Source organism: Anoxybacillus sp. MB8, from assembly GCF_011006755.1.
Lineage (GTDB): Bacteria > Bacillota > Bacilli > Bacillales > Anoxybacillaceae > Anoxybacillus > Anoxybacillus gonensis.
The window spans coordinates 1-17,615 of record NZ_RXXX01000002.1; the positions used below are offsets into that span (position 1 = coordinate 1).

The 17,615-nt window shown below is 43.2% G+C and carries 18 protein-coding genes and 1 pseudogene; 3 read left to right on the forward strand and 16 right to left on the reverse strand.

Annotated elements, in window-relative coordinates; translation table 11 throughout:
- Positions 1-94: 94 nt before the first annotated feature.
- From EKC99_RS00940 to EKC99_RS00965, 6 genes are all read right to left on the reverse strand, one after another.
- Entirely contained in the window at positions 95-544 is a 450-nt protein-coding gene (locus EKC99_RS00940) for a YlbF/YmcA family competence regulator (RefSeq protein WP_009373495.1), read from the reverse strand.
- Between the two features lie 71 nt (positions 545-615).
- Entirely contained in the window at positions 616-984 is a 369-nt protein-coding gene (locus EKC99_RS00945) for a hypothetical protein (protein WP_216367379.1), read from the reverse strand.
- 32 nt (positions 985-1,016) lie between these two features.
- Positions 1,017-1,259 carry a YlbE-like family protein gene (locus EKC99_RS00950; protein ID WP_009373492.1) on the reverse strand — a complete coding sequence of 81 codons (243 nt, stop codon included), beginning with the start codon at positions 1,257-1,259 and terminating at the stop codon, positions 1,017-1,019.
- 11 nt (positions 1,260-1,270) lie between these two features.
- Complete coding sequence (locus tag EKC99_RS00955; protein WP_163150003.1) at positions 1,271-1,600, reverse strand: YlbD family protein; 330 nt, start codon at positions 1,598-1,600, stop codon at positions 1,271-1,273.
- 70 nt (positions 1,601-1,670) lie between these two features.
- Entirely contained in the window at positions 1,671-2,675 is a 1,005-nt protein-coding gene (locus EKC99_RS00960) for a CAP domain-containing protein (protein WP_163150006.1), read from the reverse strand.
- A gap of 145 nt (positions 2,676-2,820) precedes the next feature.
- A complete protein-coding gene (locus EKC99_RS00965) occupies positions 2,821-3,237 on the reverse strand; it encodes a CBS domain-containing protein (protein ID WP_009373488.1) in 417 nt (138 codons plus the stop codon).
- A 131-nt stretch (positions 3,238-3,368) separates the two neighbouring features.
- Between EKC99_RS00965 and EKC99_RS00970 the strand changes: the two genes are divergently transcribed.
- Positions 3,369-3,728, forward strand: coding sequence for a YugN family protein (locus EKC99_RS00970; RefSeq protein ID WP_163150009.1), 360 nt, complete (start codon positions 3,369-3,371; stop codon positions 3,726-3,728).
- A 6-nt stretch (positions 3,729-3,734) separates the two neighbouring features.
- Here the strand turns inward: EKC99_RS00970 and EKC99_RS00975 are convergent, their stop codons facing one another.
- The gene (locus EKC99_RS00975) at positions 3,735-3,995 is read right to left on the reverse strand and encodes a hypothetical protein (protein ID WP_163150012.1); all 261 of its coding nucleotides are present in this window, start codon (positions 3,993-3,995) and stop codon (positions 3,735-3,737) included.
- A gap of 25 nt (positions 3,996-4,020) precedes the next feature.
- Here EKC99_RS00975 and ytvI point away from each other — a divergent pair, with 25 nt between their 5' ends.
- The gene (gene ytvI, locus EKC99_RS00980) at positions 4,021-5,100 is read left to right on the forward strand and encodes a sporulation integral membrane protein YtvI (protein ID WP_049720871.1); all 1,080 of its coding nucleotides are present in this window, start codon (positions 4,021-4,023) and stop codon (positions 5,098-5,100) included.
- A gap of 24 nt (positions 5,101-5,124) precedes the next feature.
- Here the strand turns inward: ytvI and EKC99_RS00985 are convergent, their stop codons facing one another.
- The 7 genes and pseudogenes from EKC99_RS00985 to cyoE all read right to left on the reverse strand — a co-directional run.
- Positions 5,125-5,583: a DUF420 domain-containing protein gene (locus EKC99_RS00985; RefSeq protein ID WP_009373482.1), complete on the reverse strand. Its 459-nt coding sequence runs from the start codon at positions 5,581-5,583 to the stop codon at positions 5,125-5,127.
- 15 nt (positions 5,584-5,598) lie between these two features.
- A complete protein-coding gene (ctaG, locus tag EKC99_RS00990; RefSeq protein ID WP_163150015.1) occupies positions 5,599-6,468 on the reverse strand; it encodes a cytochrome c oxidase assembly factor CtaG in 870 nt (289 codons plus the stop codon).
- Positions 6,469-6,556: 88 nt separating this feature from the next.
- Positions 6,557-6,889, reverse strand: a complete 333-nt coding sequence (gene ctaF, locus EKC99_RS00995; protein WP_009373480.1) for a cytochrome c oxidase subunit IVB — start codon at positions 6,887-6,889, stop codon at positions 6,557-6,559.
- Positions 6,890-6,893: 4 nt separating this feature from the next.
- Positions 6,894-7,514 carry a cytochrome c oxidase subunit III gene (gene ctaE, locus EKC99_RS01000; protein WP_163150018.1) on the reverse strand — a complete coding sequence of 207 codons (621 nt, stop codon included), beginning with the start codon at positions 7,512-7,514 and terminating at the stop codon, positions 6,894-6,896.
- The gene (gene ctaD, locus EKC99_RS01005; RefSeq protein WP_009373478.1) at positions 7,514-9,382 is read right to left on the reverse strand and encodes a cytochrome c oxidase subunit I; all 1,869 of its coding nucleotides are present in this window, start codon (positions 9,380-9,382) and stop codon (positions 7,514-7,516) included. The genes ctaE and ctaD overlap by 1 nt, the downstream gene beginning before the upstream one ends.
- A gap of 29 nt (positions 9,383-9,411) precedes the next feature.
- The gene (gene coxB, locus EKC99_RS01010; protein WP_019418318.1) at positions 9,412-10,476 is read right to left on the reverse strand and encodes a cytochrome c oxidase subunit II; all 1,065 of its coding nucleotides are present in this window, start codon (positions 10,474-10,476) and stop codon (positions 9,412-9,414) included.
- A 119-nt stretch (positions 10,477-10,595) separates the two neighbouring features.
- A pseudogene (gene cyoE, locus EKC99_RS01015) lies at positions 10,596-11,447 on the reverse strand (heme o synthase); the annotation flags it as partial.
- Positions 11,448-11,880: 433 nt separating this feature from the next.
- On the opposite strand from cyoE, the gene EKC99_RS01020 reads away from it, so the two are divergent.
- Positions 11,881-12,822 (forward strand): COX15/CtaA family protein, encoded by a 942-nt coding sequence (locus EKC99_RS01020; protein WP_163150021.1) that lies wholly within the window; start codon positions 11,881-11,883, stop codon positions 12,820-12,822.
- Positions 12,823-12,847: 25 nt separating this feature from the next.
- Here EKC99_RS01020 and pyc read toward each other — a convergent pair whose 3' ends face one another.
- Entirely contained in the window at positions 12,848-16,294 is a 3,447-nt protein-coding gene (pyc, locus tag EKC99_RS01025; RefSeq protein ID WP_163150024.1) for a pyruvate carboxylase, read from the reverse strand.
- Between the two features lie 57 nt (positions 16,295-16,351).
- Positions 16,352-17,560, reverse strand: a complete 1,209-nt coding sequence (ftsW, locus tag EKC99_RS01030; protein ID WP_163150027.1) for a putative lipid II flippase FtsW — start codon at positions 17,558-17,560, stop codon at positions 16,352-16,354.
- Positions 17,561-17,615: the final 55 nt, after the last annotated feature.

Sequence of the window (17,615 nt, forward strand, 5' to 3'; positions counted from 1 at the left end):
TTGGTCAAGGGCGAATCCAATTCCACTATCCTCTTTATTTTCCTTCAACAGGTAGACCATGATGACTTTTCATAGATTTTTTGACGCTACCTTTTCATTTCGTCCGACAGCCGCACGCTCCGCCAGATCCGCATCCTCCACCGCAAGATAAAGAATCAAAATACGGATTTCCGGTCGGCACTTTAATGTTTTCAGATACCGCCCGACCGATCATCGTGCTAATTTCATCTAAAAGCGACTGCATCTCTTTTTCCGCTCGTTTAAACGCGGCAATCGGACCGTATAAATCCAATTCACGCTTTGCCTCGCGCACTTGTTTTGTCACTTCTTTGTAGTCAGGATGATATTTCCCAAAGCGCTGCACGTCTTCGTATCGTTCTTTTAACTGAACGAAACGATGAATGAGCTGCTGCGCTTTCTCATCTTGTTGCATATGATAAAAACAGCGACGATATTCCTCCGCCACGTCTGATTCGACAATCATTTTGCCAAGTTGTTCAGCAACATCTAACAACTGCAATCGTTCGATCGTTGCTACAAGCACGAGCAACACCTCCACAACCGTATCATAACACGATTTTCTCCACAAAACAAATAAGTCTGGTCGCCCCAGATTTATGGAATCGTTACTGTAAATTCGTGCGAAACGTGGTACTTACTCGCATCATTATGCACAAGCTCTAGTCGAATCGTATGTTTCCCCACCGGCAAACCGCGAATAACGAACGCCGCCGTCGTCGTTTCGCTCACCCTTTTGCCATTCACATAAATGTGAATGCGTCCTTGTCCGCTTTTTTTCGGATGCGTTCCTTTTGTAAACGTAAATTGATCAACGATACATTCAACAAATACATTATTTCCTTTGACGTGATGTTTGACAAATAACGTTTGCTTTTGTTCAGCAAAAACGGTATCATGATCGTTCATATACGTGGAAAACAATAGCGCGATACATAAAAAAAAGAAGCGCAACACGTTCACCATCCTTTCGTAGTGATAGTGTTTGCGTTTCTCGTTTAATTATGAGTGTCCTTCATCAGTTTCATCATCGCCATCATCATTTTTGCCATTTCAATCGTTTGGACGACTTGTTCGACTTTATGTGGCAACGTTTGTTTATAATATTGTCTTGCCTCTTTTTCCATTTCTTTTATATCCATCGGTCGTCTCGTTAACCTTCGATACCATGACGGCTGTTCACGCAAAAATTGATGAAGCTTTGGCTTTGCAACAATATATTCGTATACGTCTTTTCTCATTCGTAATCTCCTTAATCTTTTCGAAACGAAAATGGATCTTTTTTTGTATGTTGCATTTGACGGACGACTTCTTGAATGGACGCGATCGCTTGTTGAACGTTTGTAATGTACGTTTGAAGTTCATTCACGTCAAGATGTTTTAAATAGCTCGCTAACTTTTGGACGAGAGCTCCTTGTTCATCTTTTTCAACGGTAGACCGATACTCATCCCACATATCATCGTCCTCGCCAAATACGTACCAGTCGTTATATAGCTCTTTCCACGTTTTTTTTCCTTGGCGCACCTCTTCAATGAGTTTTGGATGTTTTTTTACAAATTGTTTAAATTGTTCAATAGACATATCGGTCGCTCCTTTCTTGTTTTGTGCCTATCATATATTACGACCGACTGGCCAATGGGTGCGCCTATTTTCATTGAGAAAAAGGACGAATGAAGTTTTGTGTATAATGCCGCTTATATACGCCTACTCCTAAATGCGTCAGTTTTTCATTTAACAACGTTTGGCGATGGCTTCGGCTATTTAACCATGCTTCGACAACAGCAGGTGCATCAATATATTCTGCCGCAATATTTTCCCCAGCAACTTCAAATGGAATGTTTGCTTTCATGAGCCGTTGTTTTAAATCGCCGGTTGTTGGCGATTCGTGCGCAAAAAATTTGTTCTCCGCCATATCTTTACTATGTTCATATGCCACTTTTGCCACGCGCTCATCCCATGTCAATGGAGGAACACCATGGCGTACGCGCATCACGTTCGTTATGTCAAAAATTTGTTTCGCGCTCGCTTGTTCCACTTGTTTTTCCATCGTTTCATCAAGTGTAACTTCCGGCAGCGGCCCACGATATTCCAATTCGTACGGGCGAATCTTCACTAACGTCTCGCCATCGATCCAGCGAACGCTTGATAAGTTGCCGGTAAAACGGTCAATATATAACTGCACATATGCATCGCCAAACGAAAGAAGCGGTTGAATCATTAAATCTTCTTCAGTGAGTTGGAAGCGATACACCCCATCGTCAAGTTGCACATGAATCGTATCGTGAAGCGGCATCGTTTGCAATAAGTCGTTAATGGAGCGATTTAATTGAAATGGAGCGACGTTTGCTTCAGGTCCGCACGCATAAATGGTGACGACTCGTCCATCAAGTATACCGATTTGCATATACGTTTTCGGGTTGTTATACACCCACCAGACGTAACCGTAAGCAGACGGATCGATACGCGCAGGTTGTCCGAACGTTCGTTTCACTTCTTCTTCTGTTTTTCCAATCCATGTACCGAGCCCTTCTGAAACGATCTTTTCGCTCGCTTGTTCACTCATGATCGACGTATCGTTTAATGGGGCTGGTTCGTTTGTTGGTGAAAAATAAAAAATGATTATAAAAACAAATATAAGGGCCACTATCCAACGCATGCATCATTCTCCCTCAGTTGTTGTATATACTTCCATTATATACAGCTTTCCTATGTCGCAACACTAAAAAATAAGGCTATGCGAAAACATAGCCTCAGACTGATTTGATTAATGATATTGTGATATTTCTGTTAATCTGATTTGATTAATGATATTGTGATATTTCTGTTAATGCTTCGCCGGCTTGTTCGTCGCTTGCTTCGTGGATCGCTAAATCGCCAAGCGACATCATTCCGACAAGCGTATCCCCTTCGACAACAGGTAAGCGGCGAATTTGATGTTTCGCCATTAAACGAGCCGCTTCGGTAACAGAAGCATCCGGTGAAATTGTCACAAGCTGTTCACTCATCACTTCGGTGACAGCTGTTGAACCGGGCTTTTTCTCGGCAATGCCGCGCACGACTAAATCGCGGTCTGTCACAATACCAATGAGCCGATTTCCATCTGTAATTGGAATGGCGCCAACGTTATAATCGCGCATTTTCACTGCTGCTTCGTACATATTATCAAGCGGCGTACAACATTCGACTTCTGTCGTCATCATCTCTTTTACTTTTGGCATATGCATCTCTCCTTTCGCACATTAGTTTCACCAAAATCGGAACAATTATGAAGCTCGTCATTGAAAGTTATGCGCTTTCGTACTATTATTAATGGAGGAATGTTTTATTTTACATAAGGGGGATATGAACGATGCGCTTTGAAAATACAGGTATTGAAAATCAAACAGCGCCATTAACACGTTTAGACGAACTCATGGAAAGCCTCGGCTTCGTGCGTGCAGGTCAATGGGATTACGATCGTGTCACATATGACCGCAAATTCGAGATTAAAAACGATGTGTTTTATTTACGCGTGCAAGGCTATGCGATTGAAGGAGATGTTGGCGGTCGTCATGCAGTCATTAAGTTAATGAAACCGCTGCTTGGTAAACATTATTATCCACATGGTGTAGAATATGGTGAGGGAGAAAACTTTCCTTCGTCATTAGTGAGCCAATGTGAAGCGATTTTAGCGAAAGTAAAAGAAGGTGTTGCGAACATAAACGCATGAGCACGCTCATGCGTTTTTTCCGTCAACGAGCCGACGGACGTACAGATGCACAGCAAAAACTTCTTTTCCTGTCATCTCGTATATGTCGTCCATCACTTGTTTTTGAATATGTTCACAGAAAGCGAGCATGTTTTGCTTCATTTTGAACGAAACGGTTACATGAATCGTCAATCGCTTTTGTTGCTCATACACTTTCACATCTTCTAATATGACATCATCAAACGGTTGTACACTCATCGCAACAATCGTTATAATAGGTTTATGCATATACATCCTCCATACGATTTATGAAATGAAAGCAGGTGTCGTTTCGTTGTTCGAGAAAATTCCAAAGCGATCGATATACATGATTATTATTTTACTCGCGATCGTCTTATTGACATATTGGGTCGCTCCCATTGCCGTTCCGATTTTATTTGCATTGATTACTGCCATTTTTTTAGAGCCAGCAGTGAAAGTAGCACAACAGCGGCTCGGGTTTAAGCGACAATCCGCTACCCTTCTTGTGTTTAGTTTATTTACGCTATTTATGTGTTTAAGCGGTTATTTTATTATTACAAAAATTGTAACGGAAGCGTTTCACTTTTTTAGAAACTCGCCGCTATATTTGAATGAAATGATTGCCGGATGGAATGAGCTTGTCGCTCGTTGGTACAAGCAGACAGAAAAATTGCCGCCGTTTGTTGTGGCGGAATTAAGCCATCAAGTCGATTTGTTTTTAACAAAATTAAAAACGCAACTAACCGCTTCATTAAGCTTTAATAAAGTAAGCGCGCTTGTCGCAAACGTTCCAAAATTTTTAATTAACTTTCTCGTTTATTTAATTACTTTATTTTTATTTATGCACGATTTACCGAAAATACGCGAAGCGATTTTTTCGCATTTAACAGAAGAAACGAAAGAAAAAGTACATTTTATGATGTCGCGTCTATCGTATGTCGTATTTGGCTTTTGGAAAGCGCAATTTCTCGTTAGTTTAATTATTTTTGCCGTATCTCTCGTCGGACTGTTGCTCATTACACCGAAAGTGGCGTTATTTACCGCATTTATTATTTGGGTGATCGATTTTATTCCCATTATCGGATCGATTGTCATTATGGCACCTTGGGCCATTTTCCACTTCGTCACAGGCGATACGGTATTAGCGACAAAACTATCGATTCTCGGTGTCATTTTATTAATTTTACGCCGAACGATTGAGCCGAAAGTGATGGGCGCGCATATCGGTTTATCTCCGCTCGCTACGCTCATTTCGATGTACTTAGGCGTGAAAGTGATGGGCGGACTCGGTCTTATTTTATTCCCGCTCTTACTCATTGCGATCAAATCCGCGAAAGAAGCAGGAATTATTAAGTTTCACTTTAAACTATAAAGAGGGTGAATGTTCACCCTCTTTTTAAAATCCTAAAATCGCTTTAATAACCGATGTCGTTTCCCCACCACGATAAAATACGTATAACAATAAATAAACAGCAACTCCTGTTGTTGCGGTAAAAAACCATACGATACTCGTGATCGGACCGATTTTTTTATGGCGCAACCAATTTTTTTTCACCGCAGACAGCAACGTGACAATGCCGAAAACGGCGCCAGCTGTCGCTAAAAAAATGTGGAAAAACAAAAAGATCGTATAATATATTTTTATATCGTCTGGACCACCGAAGCTTGTATTGCCGATAAAAATCGTGCGCGACAAGTAAATGATGAAAAACGCGAGCGCAAAAGCAGCCGCAAGCCACATCGTCTTTTCATGCTTCTCGATTTGTTTTTGACGAATAAAATACCAGCCAATCGCAACGAGAATGGCACTAATGACAATAAAGCTTGTACTAATTGTAGGTAAAATCGGTACCATCGTTTCTCCCTCTCTTTATTTCGTTGTTTGAACAGCGACATGTTCTTCATTTCGTTCTTTTCGATACCATTCAATAAAAATGAAAAACAACATCACTCCATATACAATTTCTTGAATGATTTTCATTAATACGCCACCAAGTTGCTGGTCGTGCAATAGCGACATCGAACTAAACATTTCCGGTCCGCTTAATTCAAGCGACGCTAACGTCGTTTGTGGGACGCAAAGCGCTAAAGCGTTTATCCAAGCAGCTGGATCGTAATACGTCGCATATAGCGGGGTATCCGCGAAAATAATGAGCGCACATGCAGGTGTCAACAACACCCCATCGGCAAAAATGTAACCGATTTTTTTCAAGCCAGATAAAGTCGGAAATCCTCGCACGTCATTCACAAGCGGCCACCACATCATCATCGCCGCAATAAAAATAGCAGTTGTCATAAGCGCATGCAACCACATGTTTGTTTTCACCACATCAAAAATCAACGGCACGTGGTATAATGAAAAAATACCGTTAAACAAAAATAACGCAATTAACGGTTTCGTGAAAAAGGCAAACGTCGAGCGAATGATTGGAATGCGAAAAACGGCTTCAAACATCCATGACGGAATGCCTTTAATCAGGAGCGGCGGCACCATTAAATAAAGAATAGCCATTTGCGTCATATGGGCGCTAAACATTAAATGCCCTAACAAGTCAACTGGAGAGCCTTTACAAATGTAAAGCAAAACAATGGCAGTCACAAACAACGTTTTTTGCTTTGTCGTCGTTTGTTCTTTTGCACGGTTAACCAACCAAAAATAAGCGATCGTCACAGCGACTAAAAAAATGAAAAAGTACGGACTCCACATCGCCTCAAAACCAAATATACTTAACGGCATCATATTCACCTCACTTTTTTTCCGACTTTATTATACTACAAACGTAACAAACGTGAAAAGAAAAGAAAAGAAGCTAGCCAACGCTAGCTTCTTAAATCCAAACGACCGTTAAAAACGCCCAAATCGTAACGAATGCCACAACGACACCGCCATAGATGAAAAGTGCTGGCAGTTCGTGTCCTTTATGGCTCATATGCATAAAGTAATACAGTTGGAAAATAACTTGCACGACCGCTAACAATAAAATGAACGGTACGGAAAACCAAGCAGAAAATCCTTCATATCCAACCGCAAAAAAGGCGATGAGCGTTAGAAAGATCATTAACGTAAATGAAACGATTTGATGTTTCATTTCTTCCGCATTTTTTTTCCGGCGATATTGTACATCTACTTTTGGGTTTTGTACATGTGTATGATTTGCCATACAATCACCCCACCATTCCCATTAAGTATACGACCGTGAAAATGAACACCCACACGACGTCGATAAAGTGCCAATATAAGCTGGCAACGTAAAACTTCGGTGCGTTATATAAGTTTAACCCACGTTTCGCATTGCGAATCATTAACGTTAAAATCCAAAGTAAACCGAATGCGACGTGGCCACCGTGCGTACCAACTAGCGTGTAAAACGCTGACGAAAACGCACTTGTTGAAAATTTAAATCCTTCATGTACGTACTCTGTAAACTCGTAAATTTCAAGCGCTAAGAAGCCTGCGCCAAGCAATACCGTAATGCCGAGCCAAAGCTGCATTTTTTTGAAGTCGAAGTTGCGCATATGATGCATCGCATATACGCTCGTTAAGCTGCTCGTTAGTAACAGCATCGTCGCTAAAAAGACGATCGGCATTTGGAACAATTCTTTTGCAGACGGACCGCCCGCAACCGAGTCTTTTAACGCTAAATACGTGGCGAAGAGAGAGGCGAACAATACCGTCTCTCCGCCGAGGAAAAACCAGAAACCTAAAAATTTATTTTTCCCTTCAAGGGTCGCTTTTTCAGGCTCTGCCGGAAACGTCTCTGCCGTTAATTTTTCTTCCACATGCATTATGCCCCAGCCCCCTTCTTCTCTGCTTCCATCACTTCTTCTTTATGAATATGGAAGCCGTGGTCATCAATAATTGAACGGAAGAACATCGCACCGAGCGTAATGAGTAAACCGACTACGCCAACTGGCGTTCCCCACGCATGATCTTGATGGAACAAGAAACCGAATGCGGCTACAAATAAGCCAAGTGAAATAACAAACGGTAAAATCGATGGATTCGGCATATGAATGTCACCTAGCGGCTCTGCTGGTGTCAATCCTTTTTTGCCTTCCATTTTTTCAATCCAATACGCGTCTAAACCACGGACAAGTGGCGTTTGCGCGAAGTTGTACTCTGGTGCTGGCGAAGATACGGCCCATTCCAATGTACGTCCATCTTCCCAAGGGTCGTTGCCAACACGCTTTCCTTTTACTGTCGTAATGACAACGTTTGCTAATAATACAACTGTACCTGCTGCCATGAAAAATGCACCGACTGTACTAATCATGTTTCCTGTTTCAAATCCTTGACCAGGCAAGAACGTGAATACACGGCGTGGCATACCCATTAAGCCAAGGAAATGTTGAATAAAGAACGTTAAATGGAAACCGATAAAGAACAACCAGAATGTCACTTTTCCTAATTTCTCATCTAACATTTTACCGAACATTTTTGGCCACCAATAGTGTGCCCCTGCGAGTAGCGCGAATACAACCCCACCGACGATAACGTAGTGGAAGTGTGCAACGACGAAATAGCTATCGTGATATTGATAGTCTGCCGCAGCTGTTGCGTTCATGACCCCTGTGACCCCACCGATAACGAACGATGGAATGAACGCTACCGCATACATCATTGGCGTTGTAAAGCGAATGCTTCCGCCCCACATCGTAAATAACCAGTTGAAAATTTTAATTCCTGTTGGAACGGCAATCGCCATTGTCGCAACCGCAAAGATGGCGTTTGCAATTGGGCCCATCCCAACGGTAAACATATGGTGCGCCCATACCATGAATCCTAAAAATCCGATTAACACCGTCGCGAATACCATCGATGAATAACCGAATAAACGTTTACGCGAGAACGTCGCGAAAATTTCTGAGAAAATACCGAACGCTGGTAAGACGAGAATGTATACTTCTGGGTGACCGAAAATCCAGAACAAGTGCTCCCAAATGATCGTATTTCCACCAAGCGCTGGATCAAAGAAGTTTCCACCGAATAAACGGTCCATCATCATGAAAATTAAACCGACTGTTAATGGCGGGAACGCGAATAAAATGAGCGCAGATGTGACAAACGTTGCCCATGTAAACATCGGCATGCGCATATATGTCATTCCTGGCGCGCGCATATTAATGATTGTCACAAGGAAGTTAATTCCTCCAATTAACGTTCCGAAACCGGAAATTTGCAAACCTAATACGTAAAAGTCAATGCCGTGCGTTGGTGACGCAAGCGATAATGATGCGTACGATGTCCAACCGGCATCAGGTGCTCCACCTAAAAACCATGATAAGTTTAAAAATACACCACCGAAGAAAAATAACCAAAATCCAAGCGCGTTTAAAAACGGGAACGCTACGTCGCGCGCACCGATTTGAATCGGCACAACGGCGTTCATCATCGCAAACACGAGCGGCATCGCCGCAAGGAAAATCATCGTCGTCCCGTGCATCGTCAACACTTCATTGTAAAAACCTGCGCTAATGAAGTCGTTGTTTGGCACGGCGAGCTGAATGCGAATAATCATCGCTTCTAAACCGCCAAGCAAGAAGAAAACTCCGCCGGCGATTAAGTACAAAATCGCAATCTTCTTATGGTCTACTGTCGTTAAGTAGTCCCAAATGACTGCGCCGACACCTTTTTTCCGAGCTAACGTACTCACAGTTTAACCTCCCTTTATCGATAATCCCCTTACTCAACAGATAATGTCATTAAATATTTTGTTAATGCTTCTAGCTCTTCATCAGATAATGCTGGATAAGTACCTGTCATTTTGTTGCCTGGCTTAATTTTCTCTGGATCTTTTAACCAAGCTTTTAAGTTTTCTTCGTTATGTTCTAAAATGCCGGCAATGCGTTCACGATCCGCAAAGTTGCCTAAGTTTGGCGCAAGGCGAGCTTGCTCTGGACGACCATCAACTGGTGTAACAGCGTGACAGCCAATACAGCTTTTGTTGAAAACTTCCTCTCCTCGCTTCACCACTGGGTCTGTTGCTGCAACAGGTTTTGCATTTTTCATTTTTTCTACCCATTGATCAAATTCAGCACGAGGAAGCGCCTTCACTTTAAAGTCCATTAATGCGTGTGACGGACCGCAAAGCTCCGCACATTTTCCGTAAAAGAGACGTCCTGCTTCTTCGGCACGTTTGTCATCAAATGTGAGGAAAAATTGGTTCGTGTTATCTGTATTTGTATCCATTTTTCCTCCGACGGCAGGAATCCAGAACGAGTGTTTTACGTCAGATGCTTTTAAGTTAAAATACACGCGTTCACCTGTTGGAACGACTAAATCTTGGCTTGTAATAATGCCGTAATCTGGGTACTCAAACTCCCACCAGTACAAATTCGCGCGCACGTTGACGACAACAACGTCGCGTTCTTTTTTGTTCATCGGTTTTACATCCGCCAATTTAAACGTGTATAAAACCGTCGGAACAGCTAAGATGATTAGTAAAATAATCGGAATAACTGTCCAAATAATTTCAAGCGTATGGCTTCCTTCTACTTGTTTTGGAATTTTGTTTTCTTCCCCTTTACGACGACGGAAGCGAGTCACAACGTAAAGGAAGATGATCGTTACAACCGCAATGACGATGACCATAATGGCCGTGCTGAGCAGCATAAGCTTGTACTGCATGTCAGCTACTTCTCCTGCTGGTTGAAGCGTCGATAAAAACGGCTTCCCGCAACCAGCTAGCAAAAGCGCCATGGCGGATACAAGAGAAACCAAGCGCCAATTTCGTAGCCACTTCTTCATAGCCTAATCAAACCCCTCTTTCGATTATGAAATAAAGTGAAATATATACATTCTTTCTTTACAAAAAGAAAGAATTGTAAACCTTTTTTATTTTCCGAAGCGCCGTTGTAGGCGCTTCATTAGTCAATCGTGACAATCACCATCGTCACAAACAAAATCGTTAAATAGTTGAGCGAATAAATGAACATCCATTTCGCCCATTTTATATCGTCTTTCATTTTAAAGCCCGCTAGTCCGAGCGCTAACCAACCGACATTTAACAACGTCGCGATCACTAAAAACGGCACGCCTAATGAAAATAAGTAAAACGGAAGCGGTAAAAGCGCCACAATCCAAATGACGATTTGCCGTTTTGTCATCGCAAATCCATGTACGACAGGAAGCATCGGAATGCCAGCTGCGCGATACTCCTCACATCGCTTCATCGCCAACGCTAAAAAGTGTGGCGGTTGCCATAAAAACATAAGCAAAAACAAAATGACTGGAACGATATGAAAACCGTCATCGACCGCTGTCCAACCGATGACTGGCGGAACGGCACCAGAAATGCTTCCGATCACCGTATTGAGCGTATTGCTTCGCTTAGACCACATCGTATATAAAAAGACGTACGTCACCATACCAATGAGTCCGATGATGGCGGCGGTGACCGTTGTCATAAGCAAACTGAGCGTACCGATCGTGACAAGAAGCACACCGAACCAAAGCACGCGCTTCGGCTCTACGCTTCCGCTCACCGTTGGGCGACTTTTCGTCCGTTCCATAAGATGGTCGATGTCGCGATCAATGAAATTATTTAACGCGCAAGAACCTGCAATGACGAGCGCAGATCCGATAAGCGCGAAAAACACCGTATGCAAATTGCTTAAAAAACCTTGTCCTGTAAAATGAAGGGCTAACCAAAGTCCCGTAAACGTCGTAATTAAATTGGAATTGACAATGCCAATTTTTACGACAGCGAATACATCTTTTAGTACACCGGATTGGATTTTTGTCGTTTTTACATCTTCGACTACATCCGCCATCTGCCGCCACTCCTCTCTTATGCCTTTGAAGGCGTTTCCAATCTATACACGATAACGATATGTCGTCTCTGTATATTAAAGCACATTTCTCCGTCAAATTGTGAACTTTTTTTGTCTTAATTGTGTCGAATTTGTGTCAAAATGATATTACTACAATGAAAACATTGAAAAATGACTGCACTTATATTTCTAGCAAACTCTATACAAATATTCAACCATATTTGCAACGTTTGCTATATTGTAAAATAATAAAACTTTGCGCTTTTCGACATTTTCCGCTAATATGAGAGTAGCATTTCTTCACACGTATTTCACATTTATTATACAGTTTTTACTAGGCATTTGCTAGATAAAATTTCGCATTAAGGAAGTGAACACATTGCAACGGCTTTTAAAATGGTTTGCGGTAGCGACAACAATCGGCATGCTTTTCGTTTTAATTGGTGGCGCGCTTGTGACGAAAACAGGCTCAGGCATGGGGTGCGGTCGTTCGTGGCCGCTCTGTCACGGGCAACTCATTCCGTCTCACATTACAGCTGAATTGCTTATCGAATTAAGCCATCGCGTCGTCTCAGGCGTCGTCGGATTGATGGTGCTTATTTTATCGATTTGGGCGTGGAAAGCGATCGGGCATATTCGAGAAACGAAATTTTTATCCATTGTTTCGTTCGTGTTTCTCGTCTTGCAAGGGCTCATTGGGGCGGCTGCGGTCGTATGGGGACAATCGGACGTCGTGCTTGCGCTTCATTTTGGCATTTCGCTCATTTCATTTGCGGCTGTCTTTTTATTAACGCTCTTTATTTTTGAAGTAGATAAAAAATTTGATGCCGCATCCGTTGTGCTCGATCGTACGATGACGTTTCATATTTACGGCATTATTGCGTATTGCTATATCGTCGTCTATACCGGAGCGCTCGTTCGCCATAAACAAGCGAGTTTAGCGTGCCCAAGTTGGCCGTTTTGTGCACAAACGCGCTTATTTCCAACGCAACTACATGAATGGGTGCAAATGGGGCACCGTTTTGCAGCGGGATTATTGTTTCTTTGGATTTTATGGGCGACGATATATGCGATCAAACGATATAAGCATCAGCCGATTATGTACTGGGGCTGGCTCATCGCACTCCTTCTCGTTAGCTGTCAAGTCGCAACAGGGGCGCTTGTCGTCTTTACGGGGTTAAACTTATACGTCGCCTTAGCTCATGCGTTTTTCATTTCATGTTTATTTGGTGTATTAAGCTACTTCGTGTTACTGGCGACACGTAGTAAAAAAGAAAAAGAGGTAGAGCATCAAGCCGTTCCATCTGCCGTATTAAAATAAAAGAACGAGGGGGCCCCTCGTTCTTTTATTTTTCCGCTAATTCAAGCAATAAGTCGCCTGTTTGGATGGCGTCGCCACCTTTGACGTAAATGTCTTTCACCATACCGGAAAACGGTGCTTGCACGGTCGTTTCCATTTTCATCGCTTCGGTAATCATTAAATGGTCACCTTTTTTCACTTTTTCCCCTTTTTCAACAAGCACTTTGACAACTGTTCCCGGCATCGTCGCAGCAATATGGTTCGGATTGTTGCGATCCGCTTTCACACGCGCCACGACCGTTGTTTTAATGCTCTCGTCTTTCACGACGATTTCGCGCGGTTGACCGTTTAGCTCAAAGTACACAACTCTTGTTCCGTCCGCTTGCGGCTGACCGATCGAAACGAGCTTGACGATTAACGTCTTTCCTTTTTCAATTTCAATTTCGATTTCTTCCCCAAGACGCATGCCGTATAAAAACGTTGGTGTATCAAGCACAGATACGTCACCGAACTGTTCGACCGTGCGGGCGTATTCGACAAACACTTTCGGATATAGCGCATAAGCTAACACATCATAGTCAGTCACTTCACGTTGAACGATATGGTATAACTCTTCGCGCAACTTCTCAAAGTCGACCGGCTCTAACAGCTCACCTGGACGAACGGTAATCGGTTCACGCCCTTTTAAAATGATGCGCTGCAACGTTTCTGGAAATCCGCCATGCGGCTGACCGAGATAGCCTTCAAACAGTTCAACGACGGAATCTGGGAAATCAAGCGTTTCACCGCGCTCGTAAATGTCTTGTTCGGTTAAATTGTTTTGGACCATATATAGCGCCATATCGCCCACCACTTTCGACGATGGCGTCACTTTAACAATGTCGCCAAATAAATCGTTGACGCGGCGATACATTTCTTTTACTTCATCCCAACGATCACCTAAGCCGACCGCTTTCGCTTGTTGTTGAAGGTTGCTATATTGTCCGCCCGGCATTTCGTGCATATATACTTCCGTATGCGGCGCATTCATGCCGCTTTCAAAGTCAACGTAATATTTGCGCACATCTTCCCAATAACGCGACAATTTCTCAAGCGATGCGATATCGACTTCCGGCGCTCGCTCCGTTCCTTCAAGAGCATAATAAAGCGTGTTTGCGCTCGGCTGCGACGTTAAACCAGCCATCGAGCTTACCGCTACGTCAACAATATCGACTCCTGCTTCAATCGCTTTGGCGTACGTATAAATGCCGTTTCCGCTCGTATCGTGCGTATGCAAATGAATCGGAATGTCGACAACTTCTTTTAACGCAGAAATAAACGTATAAGCCGCTTGTGGCTTTAATAGCCCCGCCATATCTTTAATCGCTAAAATGTGCGCACCAGCTTGCTCGAGCTCTTTCGCTAACTGTTTATAGTAATCGAGATTGTATTTTGTGCGCGTCGGATCGAAAATATCGCCCGTATAACAAATCGCCGCTTCCGCCACTTTTCCTGTTTGACGTACCGCATCAATGGCGACCGTCATTCCTTTTACCCAGTTTAAACTATCGAAAATGCGGAATACGTCAATGCCGGCTTCGGCTGATTGCGAAACAAACTCCCGAATGACGTTATCTGGATAGTTTTTATATCCGACCGCATTCGATGCGCGAAGCAACATTTGAAACAAAACGTTCGGAATTTTTTCGCGCAATTGAATTAAACGATCCCACGGATCTTCTTTTAAGAAGCGATAGGCTACGTCAAACGTCGCTCCGCCCCACATTTCCATCGAAAATAGTTGCGGCCATAAGCGCGCAGTCGGCTCCGCAATGCGCAATAAGTCGTTTGTGCGCACGCGCGTCGCTAAAAGCGATTGATGGGCATCACGAAACGTCGTATCTGTCAACAACACGCGGTTTTGTTCTTTGATCCATTGAACGAGCCCGTCTGCTCCCCGTTCATCTAAAATTTGTTTCGTCCCTTTTGGCATCGGTTCAATATGGTTCACTTTCGGAATGCGCGGCGGATCGAATACCGGCTTTTTCTTTTTCCCGATGCCTGGAAAACCGTTTACAGTAACCGTTCCGATATACGATAACATTTTCGTTCCGCGGTCTTTCCGTTTCGGGAACACAAATAGCTCTGGCGTCGTATCGATAAACGACGTATCGTATTCGCCTGTTAAAAACTTCGGATGTTGCACGACGTTTTCTAAAAACGGAATGTTCGTTTTAATGCCGCGAATACGAAACTCGCGCAAGTTGCGCAACATTTTCGCCGCCGCTTGCTCAAACGTTAATGCCCACGTCGTCACTTTGACTAACAGCGAATCGTAATACGGCGTAATGACGGCGCCTTGAAAGCTATTTCCGGCATCTAAACGAACGCCGAAGCCACCGCCTGAACGATACGCCATAATTTTCCCTGTGTCTGGCATAAAGTTGTTTAACGGATCTTCTGTCGTCACGCGCGATTGAATCGCATATCCGTGAACGCGAATGTCTTCTTGTTTCGGAATGCCGACCTTTTCGCTATGTAGCGCATGTCCTTCCGCAATTAAAATTTGCGATTGAACGATATCAATCCCTGTAATCATTTCTGTAATTGTATGTTCGACTTGAATGCGCGGATTCACTTCAATGAAGTAAAACGCATCGCCAGAAACGAGAAACTCAACCGTTCCTGCGTTCACGTATTGCACGTTTTTCATTAGTTTCACTGCCGCTTGACAAATGTCTTCGCGAAGCGCTTTTGAAAGCGATACGCTTGGCGCCACTTCAACAACTTTTTGATGGCGGCGTTGCACCGAGCAGTCTCGGTCATATAAATGAACGATGTTGCCGTATTCGTCACCTAAAATTTGCACTTCAATATGTTTTGGTTTTTCGATTAATTTTTCGACATACACTTCATCGCTGCCAAATGCCGCTTTCGCTTCCGATTTCGCCCGCTCATACGCTTCTTTTACTTCCGCTTGCGAACGAACGATGCGCATGCCGCGTCCACCGCCGCCTAATGCCGCTTTAATGATCATCGGATAACCGTATGTCTCGCCAAAGCGCACGACGTCCTCCAAGCTTTGCACAGGCCCGTCGCTTCCCGGAATGACCGGAATGCCCGCTTGTTTCGCTTGGTGGCGCGCTTTTACTTTATCGCCAAACATATCTAAATGCGCTTGTTTCGGCCCGATGAAAATGATGCCTTCTTCTTCACATCGTTTCGCAAATTCGATGTTTTCCGATAAAAAGCCATAGCCCGGATGAATCGCATCGACATCATGCATTTTCGCGATTTCGATAATGCCTTCAATGTCTAAATATGCTTCAATCGGTTTTTTTCCTTCTCCAACTAAATACGCTTCATCCGCTTTGTAACGATGGTACGATCCTGCATCTTCGCGCGAATAAATGGCAACGGTGCGAATTCCTAGTTCGTTGCAGGCGCGAAACACGCGAATCGCAATTTCTCCACGGTTTGCGACAAGTACTTTTTGAATACGCCTCATATGCATCCTCCCCCTATCCTTCATATAAAAACTATAACGAATTTTCTGTATTTGTAAATACAATTACGAAAAAGAAATATGATTTTTTTGAATATTACTTTGTTTTTCTGTTTGATGTTTTTGTTCGTAATTTGTTACCGCGGCGATGTTTGCCAACACTCCGGCACACATCATTAATAAAACGAGCGATGAACCACCGTAGCTAACAAACGGCAATGTAACCCCTGTCAGTGGGATGAGCCCTGATATTCCACCTAGGTTGACGAACGATTGAACGCCGATCATCGCTGAAATGCCGATCGCTAATAAACTGCCGAACGCATCTTGGCACCTTCTTGCGATCAAAAAACCGCGAAAGACGATAAACGATAAGAGAAGGAGGACGAACGAAACGCCAAATAACCCGAGCTCTTCGGCGATGACCGCCATAATAAAGTCGGTATGCGCTTCTGGCAAATAACCGTATTTTTGAATGCCTTGTCCAAGTCCGAGCCCTTTTAATCCCCCATTTCCGATCGCAATGTACGAGTTGATGAGTTGGTATCCTTCATCTTTTTCATACTTAAACGGATGCAAAAAGACGTCAATGCGCGATAAACGCTCTTTCGTAAACACTCGATCGTATATAAACGGACCGGAAATCGCCGCGACAACTCCGATAATTAAAACGAACAGAAACAACTGTTTCAGCAATAACCGCTTGCTTGCGGCGGAAGAAAGGATGATGACCGCACAAATCATTCCGATAATCAACATCGTACCGACGTCTGGTTGAAGAAAAATTAATAAGCAAATAAACAACATATAGTAGATTGGAAATAGGACGTCTTGCGGCGATGTTTGTAATTTTTTTTGCTTGTTTGCTAATACTCCGCTTAAATAGACGATTAAACCGATTTTGGCAAACTCCGCTGGCTGAATGCTAATCGGACCGATTTTAATCCAGCTTGTCGCATTGTTTACGGTATGGCCGAACAAAAGGACGTAAATGAGCGGCAAAGGCATGGCGAAAAAAACGAATTGTAAAAACTTTTTGCGCGCATAATGTTTATACGGAACAAATGCCGTAAATAAAAAAAACACTGCACCGATGATCCATGCCCATTTTTGTTTTTGGAAAAAATAATCGCTCGCCGTATGAAAACGAGTAACAGCCGTAATCATGCTCGCACTATATACCATCACAAGCCCGAACAACGACAATAAACATATCGCGATAATGAGCGGATAGTCATGGTATTTCATAAACGTTTTCAATCGCATCGATCCCATCTTCCTTTTCACTTTCTTATTTGCATTGTACTACAAAACAGAAAAAACCCAAACG

What these genes read in the sequence shown, in the direction of transcription:
- EKC99_RS00975 (WP_163150012.1), bottom strand. Translation starts at nt 3,995, where the DNA reads ATGCATAAACCTATTATAACGATTGTTGCGATGAGTGTACAACCGTTT.
- EKC99_RS00950 (WP_009373492.1), bottom strand. Translation starts at nt 1,259, where the DNA reads ATGAGAAAAGACGTATACGAATATATTGTTGCAAAGCCAAAGCTTCAT.
- ctaF (WP_009373480.1), bottom strand. Translation starts at nt 6,889, where the DNA reads ATGGCAAATCATACACATGTACAAAACCCAAAAGTAGATGTACAATAT.
- ytvI (WP_049720871.1), top strand. Translation starts at nt 4,021, where the DNA reads ATGAAAGCAGGTGTCGTTTCGTTGTTCGAGAAAATTCCAAAGCGATCG.
- EKC99_RS00960 (WP_163150006.1), bottom strand. Translation starts at nt 2,675, where the DNA reads ATGCGTTGGATAGTGGCCCTTATATTTGTTTTTATAATCATTTTTTAT.
- ctaG (WP_163150015.1), bottom strand. Translation starts at nt 6,468, where the DNA reads ATGATGCCGTTAAGTATATTTGGTTTTGAGGCGATGTGGAGTCCGTAC.
- EKC99_RS00970 (WP_163150009.1), top strand. Translation starts at nt 3,369, where the DNA reads ATGCGCTTTGAAAATACAGGTATTGAAAATCAAACAGCGCCATTAACA.
- ftsW (WP_163150027.1), bottom strand. Translation starts at nt 17,560, where the DNA reads ATGGGATCGATGCGATTGAAAACGTTTATGAAATACCATGACTATCCG.
- EKC99_RS00945 (WP_216367379.1), bottom strand. Translation starts at nt 984, where the DNA reads ATGGTGAACGTGTTGCGCTTCTTTTTTTTATGTATCGCGCTATTGTTT.
- ctaE (WP_163150018.1), bottom strand. Translation starts at nt 7,514, where the DNA reads ATGCATGTGGAAGAAAAATTAACGGCAGAGACGTTTCCGGCAGAGCCT.
- EKC99_RS00965 (WP_009373488.1), bottom strand. Translation starts at nt 3,237, where the DNA reads ATGCCAAAAGTAAAAGAGATGATGACGACAGAAGTCGAATGTTGTACG.
- pyc (WP_163150024.1), bottom strand. Translation starts at nt 16,294, where the DNA reads ATGCATATGAGGCGTATTCAAAAAGTACTTGTCGCAAACCGTGGAGAA.
- EKC99_RS00985 (WP_009373482.1), bottom strand. Translation starts at nt 5,583, where the DNA reads ATGGTACCGATTTTACCTACAATTAGTACAAGCTTTATTGTCATTAGT.
- coxB (WP_019418318.1), bottom strand. Translation starts at nt 10,476, where the DNA reads ATGAAGAAGTGGCTACGAAATTGGCGCTTGGTTTCTCTTGTATCCGCC.
- EKC99_RS00955 (WP_163150003.1), bottom strand. Translation starts at nt 1,600, where the DNA reads ATGTCTATTGAACAATTTAAACAATTTGTAAAAAAACATCCAAAACTC.